The organism is Pseudomonas sp. BAY1663 (assembly GCF_000582595.1).
Lineage (GTDB): Bacteria > Pseudomonadota > Gammaproteobacteria > Pseudomonadales > Pseudomonadaceae > Stutzerimonas > Stutzerimonas stutzeri_AF.
Window position 1 is genome coordinate 56,810 of the sequence record NZ_AZSV01000012.1, and the last position, 17,528, is coordinate 74,337.

The 17,528-nt window shown below is 64.6% G+C and carries 13 protein-coding genes and 4 pseudogenes; 7 read left to right on the plus strand and 10 right to left on the minus strand.

Annotated elements, in window-relative coordinates; all coding sequences use genetic code 11:
• From BAY1663_RS05920 to lpxC, 4 genes and pseudogenes are all read left to right on the plus strand, one after another.
• Window positions 1-856, plus strand: a pseudogene (locus BAY1663_RS05920) (cell division protein FtsQ/DivIB).
• Between the two features lie 12 nt (window positions 857-868).
• On the plus strand, window positions 869-2,116 hold the full coding sequence (ftsA, locus tag BAY1663_RS05925; RefSeq protein WP_037038551.1) for a cell division protein FtsA: 1,248 nt from the start codon (window positions 869-871) through the stop codon (window positions 2,114-2,116).
• A gap of 47 nt (window positions 2,117-2,163) precedes the next feature.
• Complete coding sequence (ftsZ, locus tag BAY1663_RS05930) at window positions 2,164-3,348, plus strand: cell division protein FtsZ (RefSeq protein ID WP_037038553.1); 1,185 nt, start codon at window positions 2,164-2,166, stop codon at window positions 3,346-3,348.
• A 115-nt stretch (window positions 3,349-3,463) separates the two neighbouring features.
• A complete protein-coding gene (gene lpxC, locus BAY1663_RS05935; RefSeq protein WP_037038566.1) occupies window positions 3,464-4,375 on the plus strand; it encodes a UDP-3-O-acyl-N-acetylglucosamine deacetylase in 912 nt (303 codons plus the stop codon).
• A gap of 239 nt (window positions 4,376-4,614) precedes the next feature.
• Here lpxC and BAY1663_RS05940 read toward each other — a convergent pair whose 3' ends face one another.
• The 9 genes and pseudogenes from BAY1663_RS05940 to BAY1663_RS05980 all read right to left on the minus strand — a co-directional run bounded on the left by BAY1663_RS05940 (window position 4,615) and on the right by BAY1663_RS05980 (window position 11,639).
• Window positions 4,615-5,148 carry a bacterioferritin gene (locus BAY1663_RS05940; protein WP_037038568.1) on the minus strand — a complete coding sequence of 178 codons (534 nt, stop codon included), beginning with the start codon at window positions 5,146-5,148 and terminating at the stop codon, window positions 4,615-4,617.
• 239 nt (window positions 5,149-5,387) lie between these two features.
• The gene (locus BAY1663_RS05945; protein WP_037038570.1) at window positions 5,388-5,786 is read right to left on the minus strand and encodes a Rho termination factor N-terminal domain-containing protein; all 399 of its coding nucleotides are present in this window, start codon (window positions 5,784-5,786) and stop codon (window positions 5,388-5,390) included.
• A gap of 63 nt (window positions 5,787-5,849) precedes the next feature.
• A complete protein-coding gene (gene osmE / locus BAY1663_RS05950; RefSeq protein WP_037038572.1) occupies window positions 5,850-6,191 on the minus strand; it encodes an osmotically-inducible lipoprotein OsmE in 342 nt (113 codons plus the stop codon).
• Window positions 6,192-6,282: 91 nt separating this feature from the next.
• Window positions 6,283-7,598 (minus strand): annotated as a pseudogene (locus tag BAY1663_RS05955) (sorbosone dehydrogenase family protein).
• 9 nt (window positions 7,599-7,607) lie between these two features.
• Window positions 7,608-8,168, minus strand: a complete 561-nt coding sequence (locus BAY1663_RS05960) for an MgtC/SapB family protein (RefSeq protein WP_051497082.1) — start codon at window positions 8,166-8,168, stop codon at window positions 7,608-7,610.
• An 86-nt stretch (window positions 8,169-8,254) separates the two neighbouring features.
• On the minus strand, window positions 8,255-9,343 hold the full coding sequence (locus BAY1663_RS05965; RefSeq protein ID WP_256206559.1) for a DUF2914 domain-containing protein: 1,089 nt from the start codon (window positions 9,341-9,343) through the stop codon (window positions 8,255-8,257).
• A gap of 168 nt (window positions 9,344-9,511) precedes the next feature.
• Window positions 9,512-10,003, minus strand: a complete 492-nt coding sequence (locus tag BAY1663_RS05970; protein ID WP_037038575.1) for an SgcJ/EcaC family oxidoreductase — start codon at window positions 10,001-10,003, stop codon at window positions 9,512-9,514.
• Window positions 10,004-10,105: 102 nt separating this feature from the next.
• A complete protein-coding gene (locus BAY1663_RS05975) occupies window positions 10,106-10,582 on the minus strand; it encodes a DUF2726 domain-containing protein (RefSeq protein ID WP_037038578.1) in 477 nt (158 codons plus the stop codon).
• A 469-nt stretch (window positions 10,583-11,051) separates the two neighbouring features.
• Window positions 11,052-11,639 carry a TIGR00730 family Rossman fold protein gene (locus tag BAY1663_RS05980; RefSeq protein WP_037038581.1) on the minus strand — a complete coding sequence of 196 codons (588 nt, stop codon included), beginning with the start codon at window positions 11,637-11,639 and terminating at the stop codon, window positions 11,052-11,054.
• A gap of 722 nt (window positions 11,640-12,361) precedes the next feature.
• Between BAY1663_RS05980 and BAY1663_RS05985 the strand changes: the two are divergent.
• Window positions 12,362-13,272: pseudogene (locus BAY1663_RS05985) on the plus strand (SDR family oxidoreductase).
• A 52-nt stretch (window positions 13,273-13,324) separates the two neighbouring features.
• Here the strand turns inward: BAY1663_RS05985 and dauA are convergent.
• Window positions 13,325-15,009, minus strand: a pseudogene (gene dauA, locus BAY1663_RS05990) (C4-dicarboxylic acid transporter DauA).
• Between the two features lie 238 nt (window positions 15,010-15,247).
• On the opposite strand from dauA, the gene BAY1663_RS05995 reads away from it, so the two are divergent.
• A complete protein-coding gene (locus tag BAY1663_RS05995) occupies window positions 15,248-15,535 on the plus strand; it encodes a PA4642 family protein (protein WP_037038583.1) in 288 nt (95 codons plus the stop codon).
• A gap of 338 nt (window positions 15,536-15,873) precedes the next feature.
• Entirely contained in the window at window positions 15,874-17,379 is a 1,506-nt protein-coding gene (gene mqo, locus BAY1663_RS06000) for a malate dehydrogenase (quinone) (protein WP_256206562.1), read from the plus strand.
• The last annotated feature ends 149 nt before the right edge of the window (window positions 17,380-17,528 follow it).

Genomic DNA, 17,528 nt, shown 5'->3' on the forward strand with positions numbered 1-17,528 from the left:
ATGATCGCCACGCTGCGCCATTCGCAACCCGCAAGCGGCCGCGCCTCGCGCAAGCCGGTGCCGCGTGGTGCGAGTCGCCTGGTGAAACCGCAGCCGTTCTCGGCGCGCCTGCCCAAGCCGAGTCTGGCCGGGCTCAAGCGCGTCGTCTGGCCGGTGCTGCTGGTCGGGCTGGTGGTTGGCCTGTACGAACTCGGCCAGCGCCTGCTGCCCTATGCCGACCGGCCGATCGCCAAGGTCAGCGTGCAGGGCGAGCTGGGCTATGTCAGCCGCGAGGCGGTGCAGCAGCGCATCGCGCCTTTCGTCGAGCAGAGCTTCTTCAAGGTTGATCTGAACGGCCTGCGGCACCAACTCGAAGAAATGCCATGGATCGCCCACGTCGAAGTCCGCCGCGTCTGGCCGGACGAGGTGCTGGTGCGCCTGGACGAGCAATTGCCGATTGCCCGCTGGGGGGGGCGAAGCGTTGCTCAACAACAAAGGCCAGGCTTTTGCGCCGGATGACCTGAGCCGTTATGAACACTTGCCGCACTTGTATGGTCCGAAGCGGGCCCAACAACGGGTCATGCAGCAATACCAGATGCTCAGCCAGATGCTGCGCCCGCTGGGATTCTCCATCGCCCGCCTGGAGCTGCGTGAACGGGGGAGCTGGTTCCTGACCACCAACCAAGGCATCGAACTGCTGCTGGGGCGGGACCAGGTCGTCGAGAAAATGCGTCGTTTCACCGCCATCTACCAACAGGCGCTGGAGCAGGAAAGCGAGAAAATTGCGCGGATCGACCTGCGCTACGCCAACGGCCTGGCCGTTGCGTGGCAGCCGATCCCGACCGCGACGGATACCTCCGTCGCCGCGAAGAATTGAGGAATGAAATACATGTCTAGCGTGCAAAGCGGCAAGATGATCGTCGGCCTGGACATCGGCACCTCCAAGGTGGTGGCGCTGGTGGGCGAGGTGACCGCCGATGGCGAGCTGGAAATCGTCGGTATCGGTACCCACCCCTCGCGTGGGCTGAAGAAAGGCGTGGTGGTCAACATCGAATCCACCGTGCAGTCGATCCAGCGCGCCATCGAGGAAGCCCAGCTGATGGCCGGCTGCCGCATCCATTCGGCCTTCGTCGGCCTGGCCGGCAACCACATCCGTAGCCTGAACTCCCATGGCATCGTGGCGATCCGCGATCGCGAGGTCAGCACGGCGGACCTCGAGCGCGTGCTCGACGCCGCCCAGGCCGTGGCGATTCCGGCGGACCAGCGTGTGCTGCACACCCTGCCGCAGGACTACGTGATCGACAACCAGGAAGGCGTGCGCGAGCCGCTGGGCATGTCCGGCGTGCGCCTGGAAGCCAAGGTGCACGTGGTCACCTGTGCGGTGAACGCGGCGCAGAACGTCGAGAAGTGCGTGCGCCGCTGCGGCCTGGAAGTGGACGACATCATCCTCGAACAACTGGCCTCGGCCCACGCCGTGCTCACCGACGACGAGAAGGAGCTGGGCGTGTGCCTGGTGGACATCGGCGGCGGCACCACCGACATCTGCATCTTCACCGAGGGCGCGATTCGCCACACCGCGGTCATTCCGATTGCTGGCGATCAGGTCACCAACGACATCGCCATGGCTCTGCGCACGCCGACCCAGTATGCCGAGGAGATCAAGATTCGCTATGCTTGCGCGCTGGCCAAACTGGCCGGCGCCGGCGAGACCATCAAGGTCCCCAGCGTCGGCGATCGTCCGCCGCGGGAACTCTCCCGGCAGGCGCTGGCCGAAGTGGTGGAGCCGCGTTACGACGAGCTTTTCACCCTGATCCAGGCCGAACTGCGACGCAGCGGCTACGAGGATCTGGTCCCCGCCGGGATCGTCCTCACAGGCGGCACAGCGAAGATGGAAGGAGCCGTCGACCTGGCCGAGGAAATCTTTCACATGCCGGTGCGCCTGGGCGTGCCGCACAGCGTCAAGGGACTGACCGATGTAGTACGCAACCCCATCTATTCAACGGGCGTGGGCCTGTTGCTGTACGGACTGCGCAAGCAGGCCGACGGCATCCCCATGTCCGGCCTCGGTAATTTCACCGAAGACAACAAGACATCTGTCCTGGACCGGCTCAAGGGCTGGATCCAGGGCAATTTCTGAGCAGTGCGTGTAACACCAAAAATAGAAAGCTGGAAGGAGAGAGGGAAATGTTCGAACTCGTAGATCATACCCCGCAAAGTGCAGTCATCAAGGTCATCGGCGTCGGCGGTGGGGGCGGCAATGCCGTCAATCACATGGTCCGCAACAACGTCGAGGGCGTCGAATTCATCTGTGCCAACACCGATGCACAAGCGCTGAAGAAGATCGAAGCGCGTACCGTGCTGCAACTCGGTTCGGCCATCACCAAGGGGCTGGGCGCCGGCACCAATCCCGACATCGGCCGCCAGGCGGCGATGGAAGACCGTGAGCGCATCGCCGAAGTGCTCGAGGGTGCCGACATGGTGTTCATCACCACCGGCATGGGCGGCGGAACCGGTACCGGCGCCGCGCCGATCATCGCTTCGGTGGCCAAGGAAATGGGCATCCTCACCGTCGCCGTGGTCACCCGTCCGTTCCCCTTCGAGGGCCGCCGCCGCATGCAGGTCGCCGACGAAGGCATCCGTGCGCTGTCCGAGTGCGTCGACTCGCTGATCACCATTCCCAACGAGAAGCTGCTGACCATCCTCGGCAAGGACGCCAGTCTGCTGGCCGCGTTCGCCAAGGCCGACGACGTGCTGACCGGCGCGGTGCGCGGCATTTCCGACATCATGCAGCGTCCGGGCCTGATGAACGTCGACTTTGCCGACGTCAAGACCGTCATGGGTGAGATGGGCATGGCGATGATGGGCACCGGCAGCTCCACCGGCCCGAACCGTGCGCGTGAAGCGACCGAGGCGGCCATCCGCAACCCGCTGCTGGAAGACGTCAACCTGCAGGGCGCGCGTGGCATCCTGGTGAACATCACCGCGGGCCTGGACCTGTCCCTCGGCGAGTACGCCGCGGTGGGCGAGATCATCGAGGCCTTCGCCTCCGACGAAGCCACCGTCAAGGTCGGCGCCGTGATCGATCCGGAGATGGCCGACGAACTGCACGTCACCGTCGTGGCCACCGGCCTGGGCGCGCGCAACGAGAAGCCGGTCAAGGTCGTCGACAACACCGTGCAGACCACCGTTGCCGCAGCGCCGGCACAGGCTCCGCGTCAGGAACAGGCGGCGGTCAACTACCGTGACCTGGAGCGTCCGACCGTGATGCGCAACCAGGCGCATGCGGCCGCCACCGCAGCCAAACTGAACCCGCAAGAGGACCTGGATTACCTGGATATTCCTGCGTTTCTGCGTCGTCAGGCCGATTGATTGAAGTTATCAGGAGTATTGTTGTGATTGGTATTCAGCAAAGTTGGCATCTGCTATTATCGCCGGCAATTGTTGAAAACAATTCGCAACTAGTGCTATAGCGAAGCAAAAGGCCATGATCAGACAACGCACCCTGAAGAACATCATTCGCGCTACCGGCGTCGGCTTGCATTCGGGAGAGAAGGTTTACCTGACCCTGAAACCGGCACCGGTAGACACCGGAATCGTGTTCTGTCGCACCGACCTCAACCCGCCCGTGGAGATTCCCGCGCGGGCCGAGAACGTGGGCGAAACCACCATGTCCACGACGCTGGTCAATGGGGACGTCAAGGTCGACACCGTGGAGCATCTGCTTTCGGCCATGGCCGGCCTGGGAATCGACAACGCCTACGTCGAACTTTCCGCGTCGGAAGTGCCGATCATGGATGGCAGCGCCGGGCCTTTCGTATTCCTGATTCAATCCGCCGGCCTGCAGGAGCAGGACGCCCACAAGAAGTTCATCCGCATCACCCGTGAAGTGACTGTCGAGGAGGGTGACAAGCGCGCCACCTTCCTGCCGTTCGATGGCTTCAAGGTGAGCTTCGAGATCGACTTCGACCACCCGGTTTTCAAGGGCCGTACCCAGACCGCCAGCGTGGATTTCTCCAGCACTTCCTTCGTCAAGGAAGTCAGCCGTGCACGAACCTTCGGTTTCATGCGCGACATCGAATTCCTGCGCTCGCACAACCTGGCACTGGGCGGCAGCGTCGAAAACGCCATCGTGGTGGACGAAAACCGTGTGCTCAACGAAGACGGCCTGCGTTACGAGGACGAGTTCGTCAAGCACAAGATTCTCGATGCCATCGGTGATCTCTACTTGCTGGGAACCAGCCTGATCGGCGAATTCCGCGGCTATAAATCCGGTCACGCGTTGAACAACCGCTTGCTGCGCACCCTGATGGCCCAGAAGGATGCGTGGGAACTGGTGACCTTCGATGACCCGCAGACCGCACCGATCTCCTACATGCGTCCGGTGGCAGCCGGTTAAGCAGTACCTCTCTTCCTGATTGAGCCACCTTCGGGTGGCTTTTTTTATACGCCAGGCATGGCGCATTCCTGAAAATCCCCGGTATGCACCGAGGCCTTCGAATCCTGTTCCATGATTTGGGACCAGATCGTAGGTTGGGTTGAGCGCAGCGAAGCCCAACGGGTGCGGTGACACGGGGCTCGTCTGTGTGTTGGGCTTCGGCGCTACGCGCCTCAACCCAACCTACGGAGCTTGCCGCTTCAATTCATGCCGTCCAGCAGCCCCGCCATGTCGTCGGCGTGTTCCTCTTCCTGGGCGAGGATGTCTTCGAAGATGCGCCGGGTGGTGGGGTCCTTGTCGCCGATGTACTGGATGATCTCCCGATAACTGTCGATGGCGATACGCTCGGCCACCAGGTTCTCGAAGACCATGTCGCGCAGCCCGTTGCCCTCGACGTACTGGGCGTGGGCGCGTTCGGTCAGGCTGTCGGGGTTGAAGTCCGGTTCGCCGCCCAACTGCACGATACGCTCGGCGAGGCGATTGGCATGCTGCTGTTCCTCGTTGGCGTGCTCGAGGAATTCGTCCGCAGCCAGGGTGGATTTGAGCCCGGTGGCCATGTAGTAGTGGCGCTTGTAGCGCAGATAGCAGACCAGCTCCGTGGCCAGGGCTTCGTTGAGCAGGTTGACCACCACCTCGCGGTCGGCGGAATAGCTTTCGGTTACGGCTCCGTTCTCGACATGTTGGCGGGCCCGCTGACGCAGGCTTTGCTTGTCGCTCAGTTGTACGTAACTCATCACGGTGTCCTCGTCGGCTTTGTCTCGCCGCGAGGATGTCGCGGCGAATTCACGGTTCGCCAATTGAGATCGGAGCCGGGACGGAAAGTTTTGTGAGCTGGCTTCCATCCGGCTCCGGCTCGCGTGGCGGCCGGCCTGGCTCGTCGATCGGCAGCGGATCGCCTGGCTCCTCGCGCTTGGGATTGCGCTCCGGCATCGGCGGGTCGCTGTCCGGCTCTGGGCGTTGCATGGCGTCTCGCTCAGCTCAGGGCGCGCAGCAGCTCGTCCTTGCGCATCTTCGAGCGGCCGCGGATATCGCGCTCGCGTGCCTTGTCCATCAGTTGGTCGCGGGTCATGTCGGCCAGCGCCGTGCTAGTGGATTTCGAGCGGCGGGCCGAGCCCTTGTTCGGCGAATCGCCTTTGCGCGTCTGCGCTGCCCGGTGGGCGGAGTCCTTGCGTTCGGCGCGCTTGGCGGTTTCGCTTTTCGTCCTGCCCGAGCCGCCTTTGCGTTCGCCGCCGCCGGATTGCTTGTTGACCGTCGCCCAGGCTCGCGCCTCGGCCTCCTTCTCGGAAACGCCACGTTCTTCGTAGCTCTGCTCGATATGCTCGGCCTTGCGCTGCTGCTTTTCGCTGTATTTGGATTTGTCTCCACGGGGCATGACGGGCCTCCTTGGTCGTGGAAATAGGCGGCGCAGCGGGTGCCGCTACGCCGCCGATGCGTCTCAACGGCGCTGATTGCGCTGGTTCTCCTCGAGTTGCCGGCAAGTCAGGAAGCCTTTGCCGTCCACGCGTCCAGAGGCGTCGAAGCTGACGTAGTAGGGCTGCTGCTTACCGTCCCGGCTGAGGATGTAGTCGTGGCAGAGGCCCGGAGCGGCGGTACGGGCGCCGGCGCTGGATGGTTCGCCGCCGATTGCCAGTACCCGCTCCTGGGTCATTCCCTCTTCGACGTCACGGACCAGGGGCTCATCGCGATAAGTGATCCGGTCGACGGGGTTCTGCACGTTGCTGGCGCAGCCGGCGAGCAGCAGTACGGCCGCAAGGGGGTAGAGCGCGCGCTTGAACATGGGAAGTCCTCGCTGGGTAGGGTTCTCTTTTGGCCCCTGAGCGCTCCGGGAGTTTCAGCGCAGCGCCGTTTCACGCCTGTGGCGAGGCCTCTCAATCGCCGCCTGGCGTGACGCGCCAGATGACGTTGCCGACGTCATCGGCCACCAGCAGGGCACCGCTCTTGTCTACCGCGACACCGACCGGACGCCCCATGGCCTCGCCCTTGTCGTTGACGAAACCGCTGAGCACGTCCTCGGGCGCCCCGGCCGGCATGCCTTCGCGGAAGGGAATGAACACGACCTTGTAGCCGCTGCGCGGCTTGCGGTTCCAGGAACCGTGCTGGCCGACGAAGGCACCCTTGGCATAGCGCTGCGGCAGCAGTGTCCCTTCGTAGAAGGCCAGGCCGAGCGAGGCGGTGTGCGCGCCCAGGGCATAGTCCGGACGATGGCGCGCGCCACCAGCTCCGGCCGCTGCGGCTTGACCCGCACGTCGACGTGCTGGCCGTAGTAGCTGTAGGGCCAGCCATAGAAGCCGCCGGCCTGCACCGAGGTCATGTAGTCCGGCACCAGGTCGCTGCCGATTTCGTCGCGTTCGTTGACGGCGGTCCAGAGCGCGCCGCTGTCGGGCTGCCAGGCCAGCCCGTTGGGGTTGCGCAGGCCCGAGGCGAACAGCCGCAAGGTCCTGGTCCGGGGATCCACCTCGAGGATCGCGGCACGGTTTTCCTCGGCTTCCATGCCGTTCTCGGCCACGTTGCTGTTCGATCCGCTGGTGACGTACAGGTGCTTGCCGTCCGGGCTGGCGATGACGTTCTTGGTCCAGTGATGGTTGATCGGCCCGGCCGGCAGGTCCACCACCTTCTCGCCTTCGGCAGCGATGCGGGTCATGCCCTCCTCATAGGAGAAACGCAGCAGCGCGTCGGTATTGGCGACGTAGAAATCGCTGCCCACCAGCGCCATGCCGAACGGCGAATGGAGGTTTTCCAGGAACACCGTGCGCCGCTCGGGCACGCCGTCGCCATCGCTGTCGCGCAGCAAGGTGATGCGGTTGGCGCTGGGATTGCCGGAGCCGGCGCGGGCCATGATCTTCTTCATGATCCAGCCGCGAATGCCCTGCTTGCCCTCCTTGGGCGGTGCATCGCTTTCGGCGACCAGGACGTCGCCGTTGGGCAGCACATGAAGCCAGCGTGGATGATCGAGGTCGCGGGCGAATGCCTCGACTCGCAGGCCCGCTGCAGCCTGGGGCTTGGCGCCGTCCGGCCAGCCTGTGGCGGGGGCGATGTTCACCGTCGGCAGCAGGGTCTTGTGCGGTTCCGGCAGGGGCGGGTTGGGGCCATAGCCGGATTCGACCGGCAGCGTGGCCGTTTCGCTGCAACCGCCGAGGGCCAGCAGGGCGGCACCGATCAGCAGGACAAGGCGGGAATCGTGCATGGGAATTCCTCAGGCTGGTGGTGGGGGCGGGCCGCCATCGCTCGGCCCGCGCGATCTGCTTCCTTCGTTGTCTTTCCGGCGCTTGCGGGCATGCAGCGCGGCGTGCCGCTCCAGGCGCGGCATCAGCACGAAGATCGCCAGCGCCAGCAGCGTGCTGAGCACGGCGGTGGCCTCGTGGCCCATGCCGACGGCGATGCCGATGGCCGCGGTGAGCCAGATGCCCGCAGCGGTGGTCAGCCCTTTGACATCCTCGATCGAGCTACCTTTGAGGATAGTCCCGGCACCGAGAAAGCCGATGCCGGTGACGATGCCCTGGATTACCCGCGAGATGTCGTCGCCGCCCATGCCGGCTTGCACCGGCACCAGCACGAACAGGGCCGCGCCCAATGCCACCAGCATGTGGGTACGCAGCCCGGCCGCCTTGCGCCGACGCTCGCGTTCGTAGCCGAGCAGTCCGCCCAGGATCGAGGCGATCAGCAGGCGACAGCCGATCCGTGTCGCCTGCTCCAGGTCGGGAATGTCGGAAAACTCCGAAGCGATGGTGCTGCTGATGATCGACCACCACTCCATGTTCGTCTCCAGTGCGCCGGGTTCTGACTGTATTGAGTCGTGGATGCGCAGTGGGTTCGGTGGGGTCGTTCAGTCGAGTGCGGCAGTCATGGGGCCTCGCCGGGGGCTTGTCCCATTCGTACCTGGGTTGATCCCGCTGACCGCGCAGGCCCCTGGTCGGTCACCTGGAAACGCAACATGCCGATCATCTGCCCGGCCTCGGTGACCACCCGTACCCGCCAGCGGCCAGCCGCCTCGGCAGGGAAATTGCGCTTATGAGTCCAGGCCCGATAGCCCGCCTCGCGGCCGCCGCTGATGTCCAGGGCGATACGGTCGACTTGCCGGCCATTGTGCAGCCATTCGTGGTAGATGCGCTCCTTGAGGCCACGCGGCGCATTGATCGCGGTATAGGCATACAGCCCGTTGGCCTTCAGCTCGGCGCTGTTCAACTGGCGCAGGCCCTGGCCCGGTTTGCGTTGGCGGTCATCGAGGCTCATGGTCACCGCGACATCGGTGAGCCAGAGCGTAGCCGGCGGCACCCAGGTGCGCCCCAGCCAGCCCGCGCCGCCGAGCGCCACGGCCAGCAGTACGATGCCCGGCACGTTGCGCCAGCTCCAGCGCGGGAACAGGCCGCTGAGGCTCGGCAGTGCCAGTAGCACGGCGACCGCGAGCGCCAGCTGGTAGCTCTGCGGCGTGGAGAGATGGAGGATGATCGGCAAGGCGGTAAGCAGCACCGCGAACAGCGTCAGGGTGTGGAAACCGAGGTAGAGCCAGCGCCTCGGTGCCAGCCACCTGTAGTACAGCGGGTCGATCAGCGAGATCAGCGCCGCCACGCCGAGCAGCCCGGTGAACAGGGCCTGGCCGCTGTTCCAGGTGGTGGTGATGACGAAGAACGGAATGATGAAGAACAGGCTTTCCTGGTGCACCATCTGCGTCGCGTAACGCAGCAATGGCGGCGGCACCTGCCAGCCGAACCAGCGCTGCAGGCTGCGGCGCAGGCTGGATTCGAGCACCAGCCAGAGCCAGCTGACCAGCATGACCAGCGCCACCACCTTGGCCAGGCCGGCATGCCGTTCCACCAGCAGGAAGCTGGCCACGCCGGAACAGAAACCGAACAGCGCGATGGTCCCCGGATAGCGGCGGATCAGGCGGCTGGCCAGTTCGAACAGGCGTGACAGCAATGGCTTGAACTGCATGAAGCGGCGTTCCGGGTAGGGGCTTGTTACCAGTATCGGGTACGGCAGGGGCGGTGCAAATGTGCTGGGCGCCGCTCGCCTGTCATTGTGCCCCGGCCGCGACCGAGTCGTGTGCCGAGCGATGAGGTTTTCGTCATTTTCCGCGCGTGGTGCCGGTACAGAAGCGGATCAGTTCGGCGAAGCTTCGCCGTCCTCATGAACCCGCTCCGCCGGCTGCGGTAGCGCCGAGGAGTGATGGCTGGTGATCAGCCACTGCCCGGCGGGGTCGTGCCATTTGTAGGTGAAGGTGTAGCGTGCGCGGACGGTGCTGCCATCGCCGAGGTGGAAATCGTAGAGGCCGGTGTCCAGCGCGCTGTTGCAGTCGATCTGGATCATCCGCGAGACGACCTCGCCGGTCGGCTGCAAGGCGAGGAAATGCCTGAAATAGTCGAGCTTGCCTGCTGCAGTCGGGCGCGGGGTGTTGGATACCGTCGGCAGCAGCAACGACCCGGGGGCATAGTTGTCGACCACGCGCTGCGGATCGCCCGACTGCACGTCGTCGTTCCAGCGGTCGAAGAGAGCGGCGACCTGCTGCTCGTCGATGGTATGGCAGGCTCGATCTTCGGCCTGTGCGGCGATGGGGGACAGGGAAAGCAGGAGCAGGGGTAGTGCGTATTTCATTGCATTACTCGAGGTGGAGGGGGCGATTGCGGAACAGGGGCCGCTGCGGTTCTGCGCCTTCGCGCATGACTGTGACCGCCCATGCCTGTCGACATTCCATCCCTAGTGAAGCATTGCCCGGTCCAGCGCTTCGCGGACCTCACGGAAGGAGCCGGCGGCCTCGGGCGAGAGGCGAATCAGCGGCAGATCGACGGTCCGGCACAGCTGGTCGAGGAAATCGTCCGCGGCCTGTGGCTCGTCCAGCTGGAGCGCGCAGACGACGGTCAGGTCGCTCTTGCGGCACAGGAGGAAATCGAAGCGCTGCGCGGCGATCCGGTTGGTCGCCCGGTACCAGTACGCCCTGCGCGCGAGGGCGGTGACCTCGACGACATCGGCGACGCCTACCTTGGCGAGGATCAGGTAGTCGTCGCCGGCGCTGCGTTGCAGCATCGCCAGCAGTTCGCGCTCGGCCGGGGCGAACAGGGGCTCCTTGAGGCGATAGGGAAACTGCAATGCCGGATGGTTGAGCTGCCGGTTCTTGATGAAGAACACCAGCACGAAGCAGACGAAGGCTACCAGCGTCAGGGCGAGCCAGCTCATACGAGGCGGCCTCGTCCTGCCGGCGGCACCAGCCTGCGTGCGGACTCGATGGCGCGATCGTTCATGCGGCCTCCTGTCTGGTTGTCTGCAACCACTACCACGGTGGAGTGCAGAGCGCGGAAATGGTTTCCTCCGTTATCCACTACAGCTGTGCAGCTTTCTGTGGATAAGCATGGGAATGAAGGCGCTGGGCCTTGCAGCACTAAGCCTTGAAGAATCTGCTCAAATTTCGCTCAACGCCTTGTTTGTCGAAGGAAAAAGCTCCAGCCGGCATGAGAAGGGAAAGAACCGCAGGCGCCATCGCCATTGGCGATGGGTTATCCCCGGTTGTTGTGGACGTCATTGTGGATAAAGTGGGCAAAGGCGTCGCGAAGCCCCATATCCTGCCGCCTTGGCGTCACTGGCTGAATTTTGCTCAGCTCGACGGAATGCCCGCGTTGCACGGGCATTCCTGCATTGCGGCGGCCGGTCATGCCGGCGCGGTTTTTTCCCACCTGGCGTGCACGGTCGGCTGCCAATCCTCGAGCAGGCGCAGCAGCGTTTGCGCCGAATCGCTGCGCTGCAGCATGTCGCGATGGGCGCCGCGCACGAAACGTTCCTCGACGAGATGGTCGAGGAAGTGGCTGAGCTTGCTGTAGAAGTGGTTGACGTCGAGCAGGCCGAGCGGCTTGTTGTGATAGCCGAGTTGGCCCCAGGTCCAGACTTCGAATAGCTCTTCCAGCGTCCCCAGGCCGCCGGGCAGGGCGATGAAGGCATCCGACAGCTCGGCCATCCGGGCCTTGCGTGCATGCATGCCGTCGACCACTTCCAGGCGCGTGAGGCCGGTATGGCCGACTTCGGCATCCTTCAGGCTCTGGGGGATGATGCCGACGACTTCGCCGCCGGCCTCCATGGTGGCGTTGGCCACCACCCCCATCAGACCCACGGCGCCGCCGCCATAGATCAGCGTGATGCCGTTGGCCGCCAGGGTGCGGCCGAGTTCGCGGGCGGCCTGTTCATAGATCGGGTTGGCGCCCGTGCTGGCGCCGCAAAAAACGCAAATGGAACGCAGGGACATCGTTGACTCCGTTGCAGGGACTGCCCGCAGGTTACGCCGCGCGGCGACCGGGGCCAAGCGGTGCCCCCGGCGAGATCATCGATCGACCCAGGCACCGCTGACCGCCGAGGCGTAATCGGCGAACAGGCATTCGAACAGGTTGTGGCTGAACATGGTCAGGCTCCTCCGCGGTTGATGAGCCCATGGTATGGGCGCTCCGGCTAGCCGGCCCGTTGATTCTGAACATCGTCGCGATAGGACGATGGCTATCGTGACTGCTTGGGTTTATCCCCGAACTCTGTGCAGCAATCTGTGGATAAGCTTGGGAAGAGCCGCTGCGAGCGAGTGCTCATCGGGGCTGGCGTGGTGCGTACATTTTTTGCCAGATAACTGGGGATGCGGCTGGATGCCGCGCTACAGGGGGGTTGTCGTCATGTTGACGAACAGTGGGAAGCTATCAAAAGGGCGACATGCAATGGCCGAGGTTATCCCCGGAAGCTGTGGAAAACTCTGTGGTTTGTTTGGGTAAAGATGCCTGTGGAGCCGTTTTGACGGGGGTTGAGCCGGATTGAATGAAAAATGCTCATGACGGTGGACGTGGCTGCTATCGTCCATCGCATCATCCCGCTGTCTTATGCTCCGGCATTCATTCGCGGCCGGTTGGTTGTGGGTGCCTGGGCCCTCGCCGACACTCGCCCGGTCGACGAAACCGTCCCATGAAAAATCCGCTGAAGGAGCCCCGAATGACTGAAGCCATCCGCTTCGAAGACAAGGTTGTGATCGTCACCGGTGCCGGTGGCGGGCTTGGCCGCGCACATGCGCTGCTGTTCGCCCGTCATGGCGCCAGGGTCGTGGTCAACGATCTGGGCGGCAGCGCCCAGGGCGAGGGGGCCAGCAGTTCCGCCGCCGATCGCGTGGTAGAGGAGATTCGCCAGGCTGGCGGCAGCGCAGTGGCCAACCACGACTCGGTGACCGATGGCGGCAGGATCGTGCAGCAGGCGCTGGATACCTTCGGCCGTGTCGATGTGGTGGTCAACAATGCCGGCATCCTGCGCGACAAGACCTTCCACAAGATGGAGGATGCCGATTGGGACCTGGTCTATCGCGTACATGTCGAAGGCGCCTACAAGGTCACCCGGGCCGCATGGCCGCACATGCGCGAGCAAGGCTATGGCCGGGTGATCTTCACCGCCTCGACGTCCGGCATCTACGGCAACTTCGGCCAGTCCAACTACGGCATGGCCAAGCTCGGCCTCTACGGGCTGACCCGCACCCTGGCGCTGGAAGGCGCAAGAGCAATATCCTGGTCAATGCCATCGCGCCCACCGGCGCGACGCGCATGACCGAAGGGCTGATCCCGCCGCAGGTATTCGAGCAGCTCAAGCCGGAGCTGGTCAGCCCGCTGGTGGTGTACCTGGCCAGCGAGCGCTGCCAGGACACCGCCGGGCTGTTCGAGGTCGGTGGCGGCTGGATGGGCAAGGTGCGCTGGGAGCGCAGCCTGGGCATGGGCTTCGATCCGCGGGCCGGCTTCGATGCCGAAGATGTCGCCGCACACTGGCAACGGATTTGCGACTTCGAGAATGCCGCACACCCGGCGGACAACATCGAGGCGCTCCGGGAAATGATGGCCAACCTGCAGCAGCACGCCGGCTGAGGCATGGTGGCGGCCGGCGCCTTCCGTTGGGCGGGGAGGCACCGGCGCAGGGTCAGGCCGGCGCCGTCAGCGCGTCCGGCTGCAGCAGGCGCATCGCCTTTTCGCGGGCCTGGCTCAGGTCGCGCACGTACAGCAGCCGCCCCTCCAGCCGGTGGATGCCGGCGCGGCGCAATTTCAGGCGCACCCGCGCGTTGCTGCCGCTGAGAATGAGGGTGACGCCCAGCTTGCGGTAATCCACCAGCACGTTTTCCAGCGCCGCCAGGGCAGTCATGTCCAGCATCGGTACCGCGCTGACGTCGACGATGACGACCTTGACCTCGGGGTTGAAGCGGCGCAACGCGCCGAGCGCCTTTTCCGCCGCGCCGAAGAACAGCGGGCCACGGATGGCATAGGTGGCGACGTGCTCGGGCATATCCTGGAGAAGCTTGCGTTGATCGCGCGAAAGCACCGTGGTGTCGGTCAGCTCGCTCATGCGCTTGATGAACAGGCCGGCGGCCAGCAGCAGGCCGACGCCCACCGCCAGCACCATGTCGAACAGCACGGTCAGCACCAGGCAGGTCAGCAGCACCAGCACGTCGCTGCGCGGCGCGATGCGCAGCACGTGCAGCACATGCGGCGCTTCGCTCATGTTCCAGGCCACGATCACCAGCAACGCCGCCAGCGCGGCCATCGGCAAGTAGCTGAACAGCGGCGCCAGCCAGAGGATCGCCACCAGCACCACGCCGGCGTGGATGATCGCCGCCAGCGGTGAAAACGCCCCGGCCCGCACGTTGGTGGCGCTGCGGGCTATCGCGGCGGTAGCGGTGATGCCGCCGAACAACGGGGCGATCAGGTTGCCCAGGCCCTGGCCGATCAGTTCGCCATTCGGCTCGTGGTTGCTGCCGGTCATGCCATCGGCCACCACCGCGCAGAGCAGCGACTCGATGGCGCCGAGCATGGCGATGGCAAAGGCCGGCGCCAGCAGCTGATGGAACAGATCGTAGTTCAGCTGCAGCGGCTGGCCATCCGGCCCGGGCAGCAGCCATGGCCAGGCGAAGTCCGGCAGGAACGGCGGGATACCCGGGTGGCTAACGCCGTCGAGGGTATAGCTGAAGCGTTCTCCCAGCGTGGCGACCGGCAGCCCGGAGGACTCCAGGGCCAGCCCCACCAGCGCGCCGACGGTCAGCGCTACCAGGTGTCCGGGAACCTTGGGTACCCAGCGCGGCCAGATGATCAGGATCGCCAGGCAGATCGCCGCCACCAGGGTGTCGCCAAGCCGGGCCCCGGGCAGCGAGCGCACCAGCAGGGCGACCTGCTCGACATAGTGTTGCGGCTGTTCCAGCAGCATCAGCCGAACAGGTCCTTGATCTGCAGCGTGGCGATGACGATGCCGATGCCCGCGGTGAAACCGAGGGTGACGGGATAGGGAATGAAGGCGATCAGGCGCCCCGCGCGCAGCAGGCCGAGGGTGATCAGGATGAGGCCGGCCAGCATGGTGCACAGCAGCAGCCCGCCAAGCCCGAACTGCTGGGTGATCGGCAGCAGGATCACCACGAAGGCGGCGGTCGGCCCCGAGACGTTGAAGCGCGACCCCCCGGTCAGGGCGATCAGCGGAGCGGCGATCAGCACGGTATACAGACCATGCTGCGGCGCCACGCCGACGGCGATCGCCAGCGCCATGGCCAGCGGGATGGCGATGATGCCAACGGTCAGGCCCGCGCTGATATCGCCGCGCAGGGCGCGGGCTCCGTATCCCAGGCGTAGCGCCTGGCGCCAAGCGGCGAAGAGGGGGGGAACTTCATGCCGGGGACGCTCCTTGTGCGCAAAGCGCCATTATAGGCGCGGAAGCAAGCTGCTTTTTGTGTCCCCTGAAAGATCGCTCGGCGGCGAGGGCGGCGATGTACGACCTTGGTCGCAAGCGGCCCTGGCGCGTTGAGTGAGCCGCCTTCGAGGAGTAAACTGCCGCCCCCGTGATACCCCGTGGAGCGGAGGCGACATGCGTAAAGACAAGAAACAGGTGATTGGCGACGAGATCGCGGACGAGTCGATCAAGCTGTTTCTGCAGCCTGAGCCGGCTGACGACACGCCCCCTTCGCTGCACAAGCTGGTCAAGGCCTATCGTGGCCTGCGCCTCGATGACTTCGAGCGCTTTCTCGGTTTCTTCGTGGCGGCCGGCTACGACCTCGGCGCCCGGAATGCCAAGGGGCAGGACTTCATCGACCTGGTCGCCGACCAGCGTCACGCCAGGCCCTACATCGAATTGGTCGAGGCCATGCGCGGCTGATCCGAAGGGGCGCCGCTTCGTATCGAAGTATCGAGCATAGTCGCCAGCGCGCGGACTGCGAGCCGCGCGCAGCGGCCGGGCTCGCGAGCAGGATTCACAATCGTTTTTCTCGCCGCGTCGCCGTAGAGCACTGGGCAAGGCCCGCTCCGGATGGATCGCAGCGAGGGGAAGGAGGCCAAAAGCCGCCCTTCCGACAGCTGGCAGGTGGTGTTTCGACGCCTGTTCTCGGGCACATGCTCCCGAGCAGCGGTATGGGAACCATGCTCCGTTCCCGACCGTCTGGCTGGTGGGTTTTACGCGGCCGCGTACTGCGGTCACGACAGTTTAATGCTGTGATTCTGGAGAACGCGTTGATGACGCAACACGATAGCGAAGCAGTGGATATGGTGCTGGTGGGAGCCGGCATCATGAGTGCGACCCTGGCGGTACTGCTCAAGGAACTCGATCCCAATATCAAGCTGGAAATCGTCGAGCTGCAGGAATCCGGAGCCATCGAAAGCTCCAACCCGTGGAACAACGCCGGTACCGGCCACGCGGGCCTTTGCGAGCTGAACTACACCCCGGACAGCAAAGACGGCACGATCGACATCAAGAAGGCCGTGCTCATCAATACCCAGTTCGAAGTCTCGAAGCAGTTCTGGGCTTACCTGGCCGACCGCGAAGGTTTCGGCTCTCCCCGCGATTTCATCAATGCGGTGCCGCACCTGAGCTTCGTGCGCGGCAGCAAGAACATCGATTACCTCAAGCGCCGCTTCGACGCGCTGAAGACCCACCATGCCTTCGCCGACATGGAATACAGCGAGGACCGCGCGACCCTGGCCGAGTGGATGCCGCTGATGATGCCGGGCCGTGCCGCCGACGAGCCGATCGCCGCGACCCGCGCCATGAACGGCACCGACGTCAACTTCGGCGCGGTGACCAGCCAGCTGCTCAGCTACCTGTCGCGCGACACCGGCGTCAAGGTGTCCTACAACCAGAAGGTCACCGGCCTCGAGCGCACCGCTAGTGGCTGGAAGGTCGACATCAAGAACACCCGCACCGGCGATTCGCGCGAAGTGCAGGCCGGTTTCGTCTTCCTCGGCGCCGGCGGCGCGGCACTGCCGCTGCTGCAGATGTCCGGCATCGAGGAAGGCAAGGGCTTCGGTGGTTTCCCGGTCAGCGGCCAGTGGCTGCGCTGCGACAATCCGGAGATCGTCAAGCAGCACCAGGCCAAGGTCTACAGCCTGGCCGCGGTCGGCGCGCCGCCGATGTCGGTGCCGCACCTGGACACCCGTGTGGTCGATGGCCAGAAGTCCCTGCTGTTCGGGCCCTACGCCGGTTTCACCACCAAGTTCCTCAAGCGCGGGTCGTTCATGGACCTGCCGCTGTCGATCCGCCCGAGCAACATCGGCCCGATGATGGCGGTGGCTCGCGACAACATGGACCTGACCCGCTACCTGATCAAGGAAGTGATGCAGTCCATGGACGATCGCCTGGAAACCCTGCGCGGTTTCTACCCCGAGGCCAAGGCCGAGGACTGGCGCCTGGAAGTGGCCGGCCAGCGGGTACAGATCATCAAGAAGGATCCGAAGAAGGGCGGCATCCTGCAGTTCGGCACCGAACTGGTGGCGGCGAAGGACGGCACCATCGCCGCGCTGCTCGGCGCTTCGCCGGGCGCTTCGGTCACCGTGTCGATCATGCTGGATCTGATCGAGCGCTGCTTCCCCGAGCAGTATCGCTCGCAGGCCTGGGCGAGCAAGCTGGGCGAGATTTTCCCGGCTCGCGAGACCACGCTGCAGAATGATGCGGTGGCGTACCGTGAGATCAGTGCAATGGCGGATAAGCGCCTGGGCCTGGTCGACTGAGCCTGATCGTTCCGGTTGAATGGAAAAGCCTGCATTGAATGGTGCGGGGCTTTTTTATGGATGTTAGGTGCTGATACCGGACTGGCAAGTTAGTGTGTGTTGAATGAAAGTTTTGCTTTCATGAGGCGTTTAGCGAGTTGCTTGAATGC

Excerpts from the sequence above, each read along its gene's own strand:
- ftsA (WP_037038551.1), top strand. The coding sequence starts at position 869 with ATGTCTAGCGTGCAAAGCGGCAAGATGATCGTCGGCCTGGACATCGGC.
- ftsZ (WP_037038553.1), top strand. The coding sequence starts at position 2,164 with ATGTTCGAACTCGTAGATCATACCCCGCAAAGTGCAGTCATCAAGGTC.
- lpxC (WP_037038566.1), top strand. The coding sequence starts at position 3,464 with ATGATCAGACAACGCACCCTGAAGAACATCATTCGCGCTACCGGCGTC.
- BAY1663_RS05940 (WP_037038568.1), bottom strand. The coding sequence starts at position 5,148 with ATGAGTTACGTACAACTGAGCGACAAGCAAAGCCTGCGTCAGCGGGCC.
- BAY1663_RS05945 (WP_037038570.1), bottom strand. The coding sequence starts at position 5,786 with ATGCCCCGTGGAGACAAATCCAAATACAGCGAAAAGCAGCAGCGCAAG.
- osmE (WP_037038572.1), bottom strand. The coding sequence starts at position 6,191 with ATGTTCAAGCGCGCGCTCTACCCCCTTGCGGCCGTACTGCTGCTCGCC.
- BAY1663_RS05960 (WP_051497082.1), bottom strand. The coding sequence starts at position 8,168 with ATGGAGTGGTGGTCGATCATCAGCAGCACCATCGCTTCGGAGTTTTCC.
- BAY1663_RS05965 (WP_256206559.1), bottom strand. The coding sequence starts at position 9,343 with ATGCAGTTCAAGCCATTGCTGTCACGCCTGTTCGAACTGGCCAGCCGC.
- BAY1663_RS05970 (WP_037038575.1), bottom strand. The coding sequence starts at position 10,003 with ATGAAATACGCACTACCCCTGCTCCTGCTTTCCCTGTCCCCCATCGCC.
- BAY1663_RS05975 (WP_037038578.1), bottom strand. The coding sequence starts at position 10,582 with ATGAGCTGGCTCGCCCTGACGCTGGTAGCCTTCGTCTGCTTCGTGCTG.
- BAY1663_RS05980 (WP_037038581.1), bottom strand. The coding sequence starts at position 11,639 with ATGTCCCTGCGTTCCATTTGCGTTTTTTGCGGCGCCAGCACGGGCGCC.
- BAY1663_RS05995 (WP_037038583.1), top strand. The coding sequence starts at position 15,248 with ATGCGTAAAGACAAGAAACAGGTGATTGGCGACGAGATCGCGGACGAG.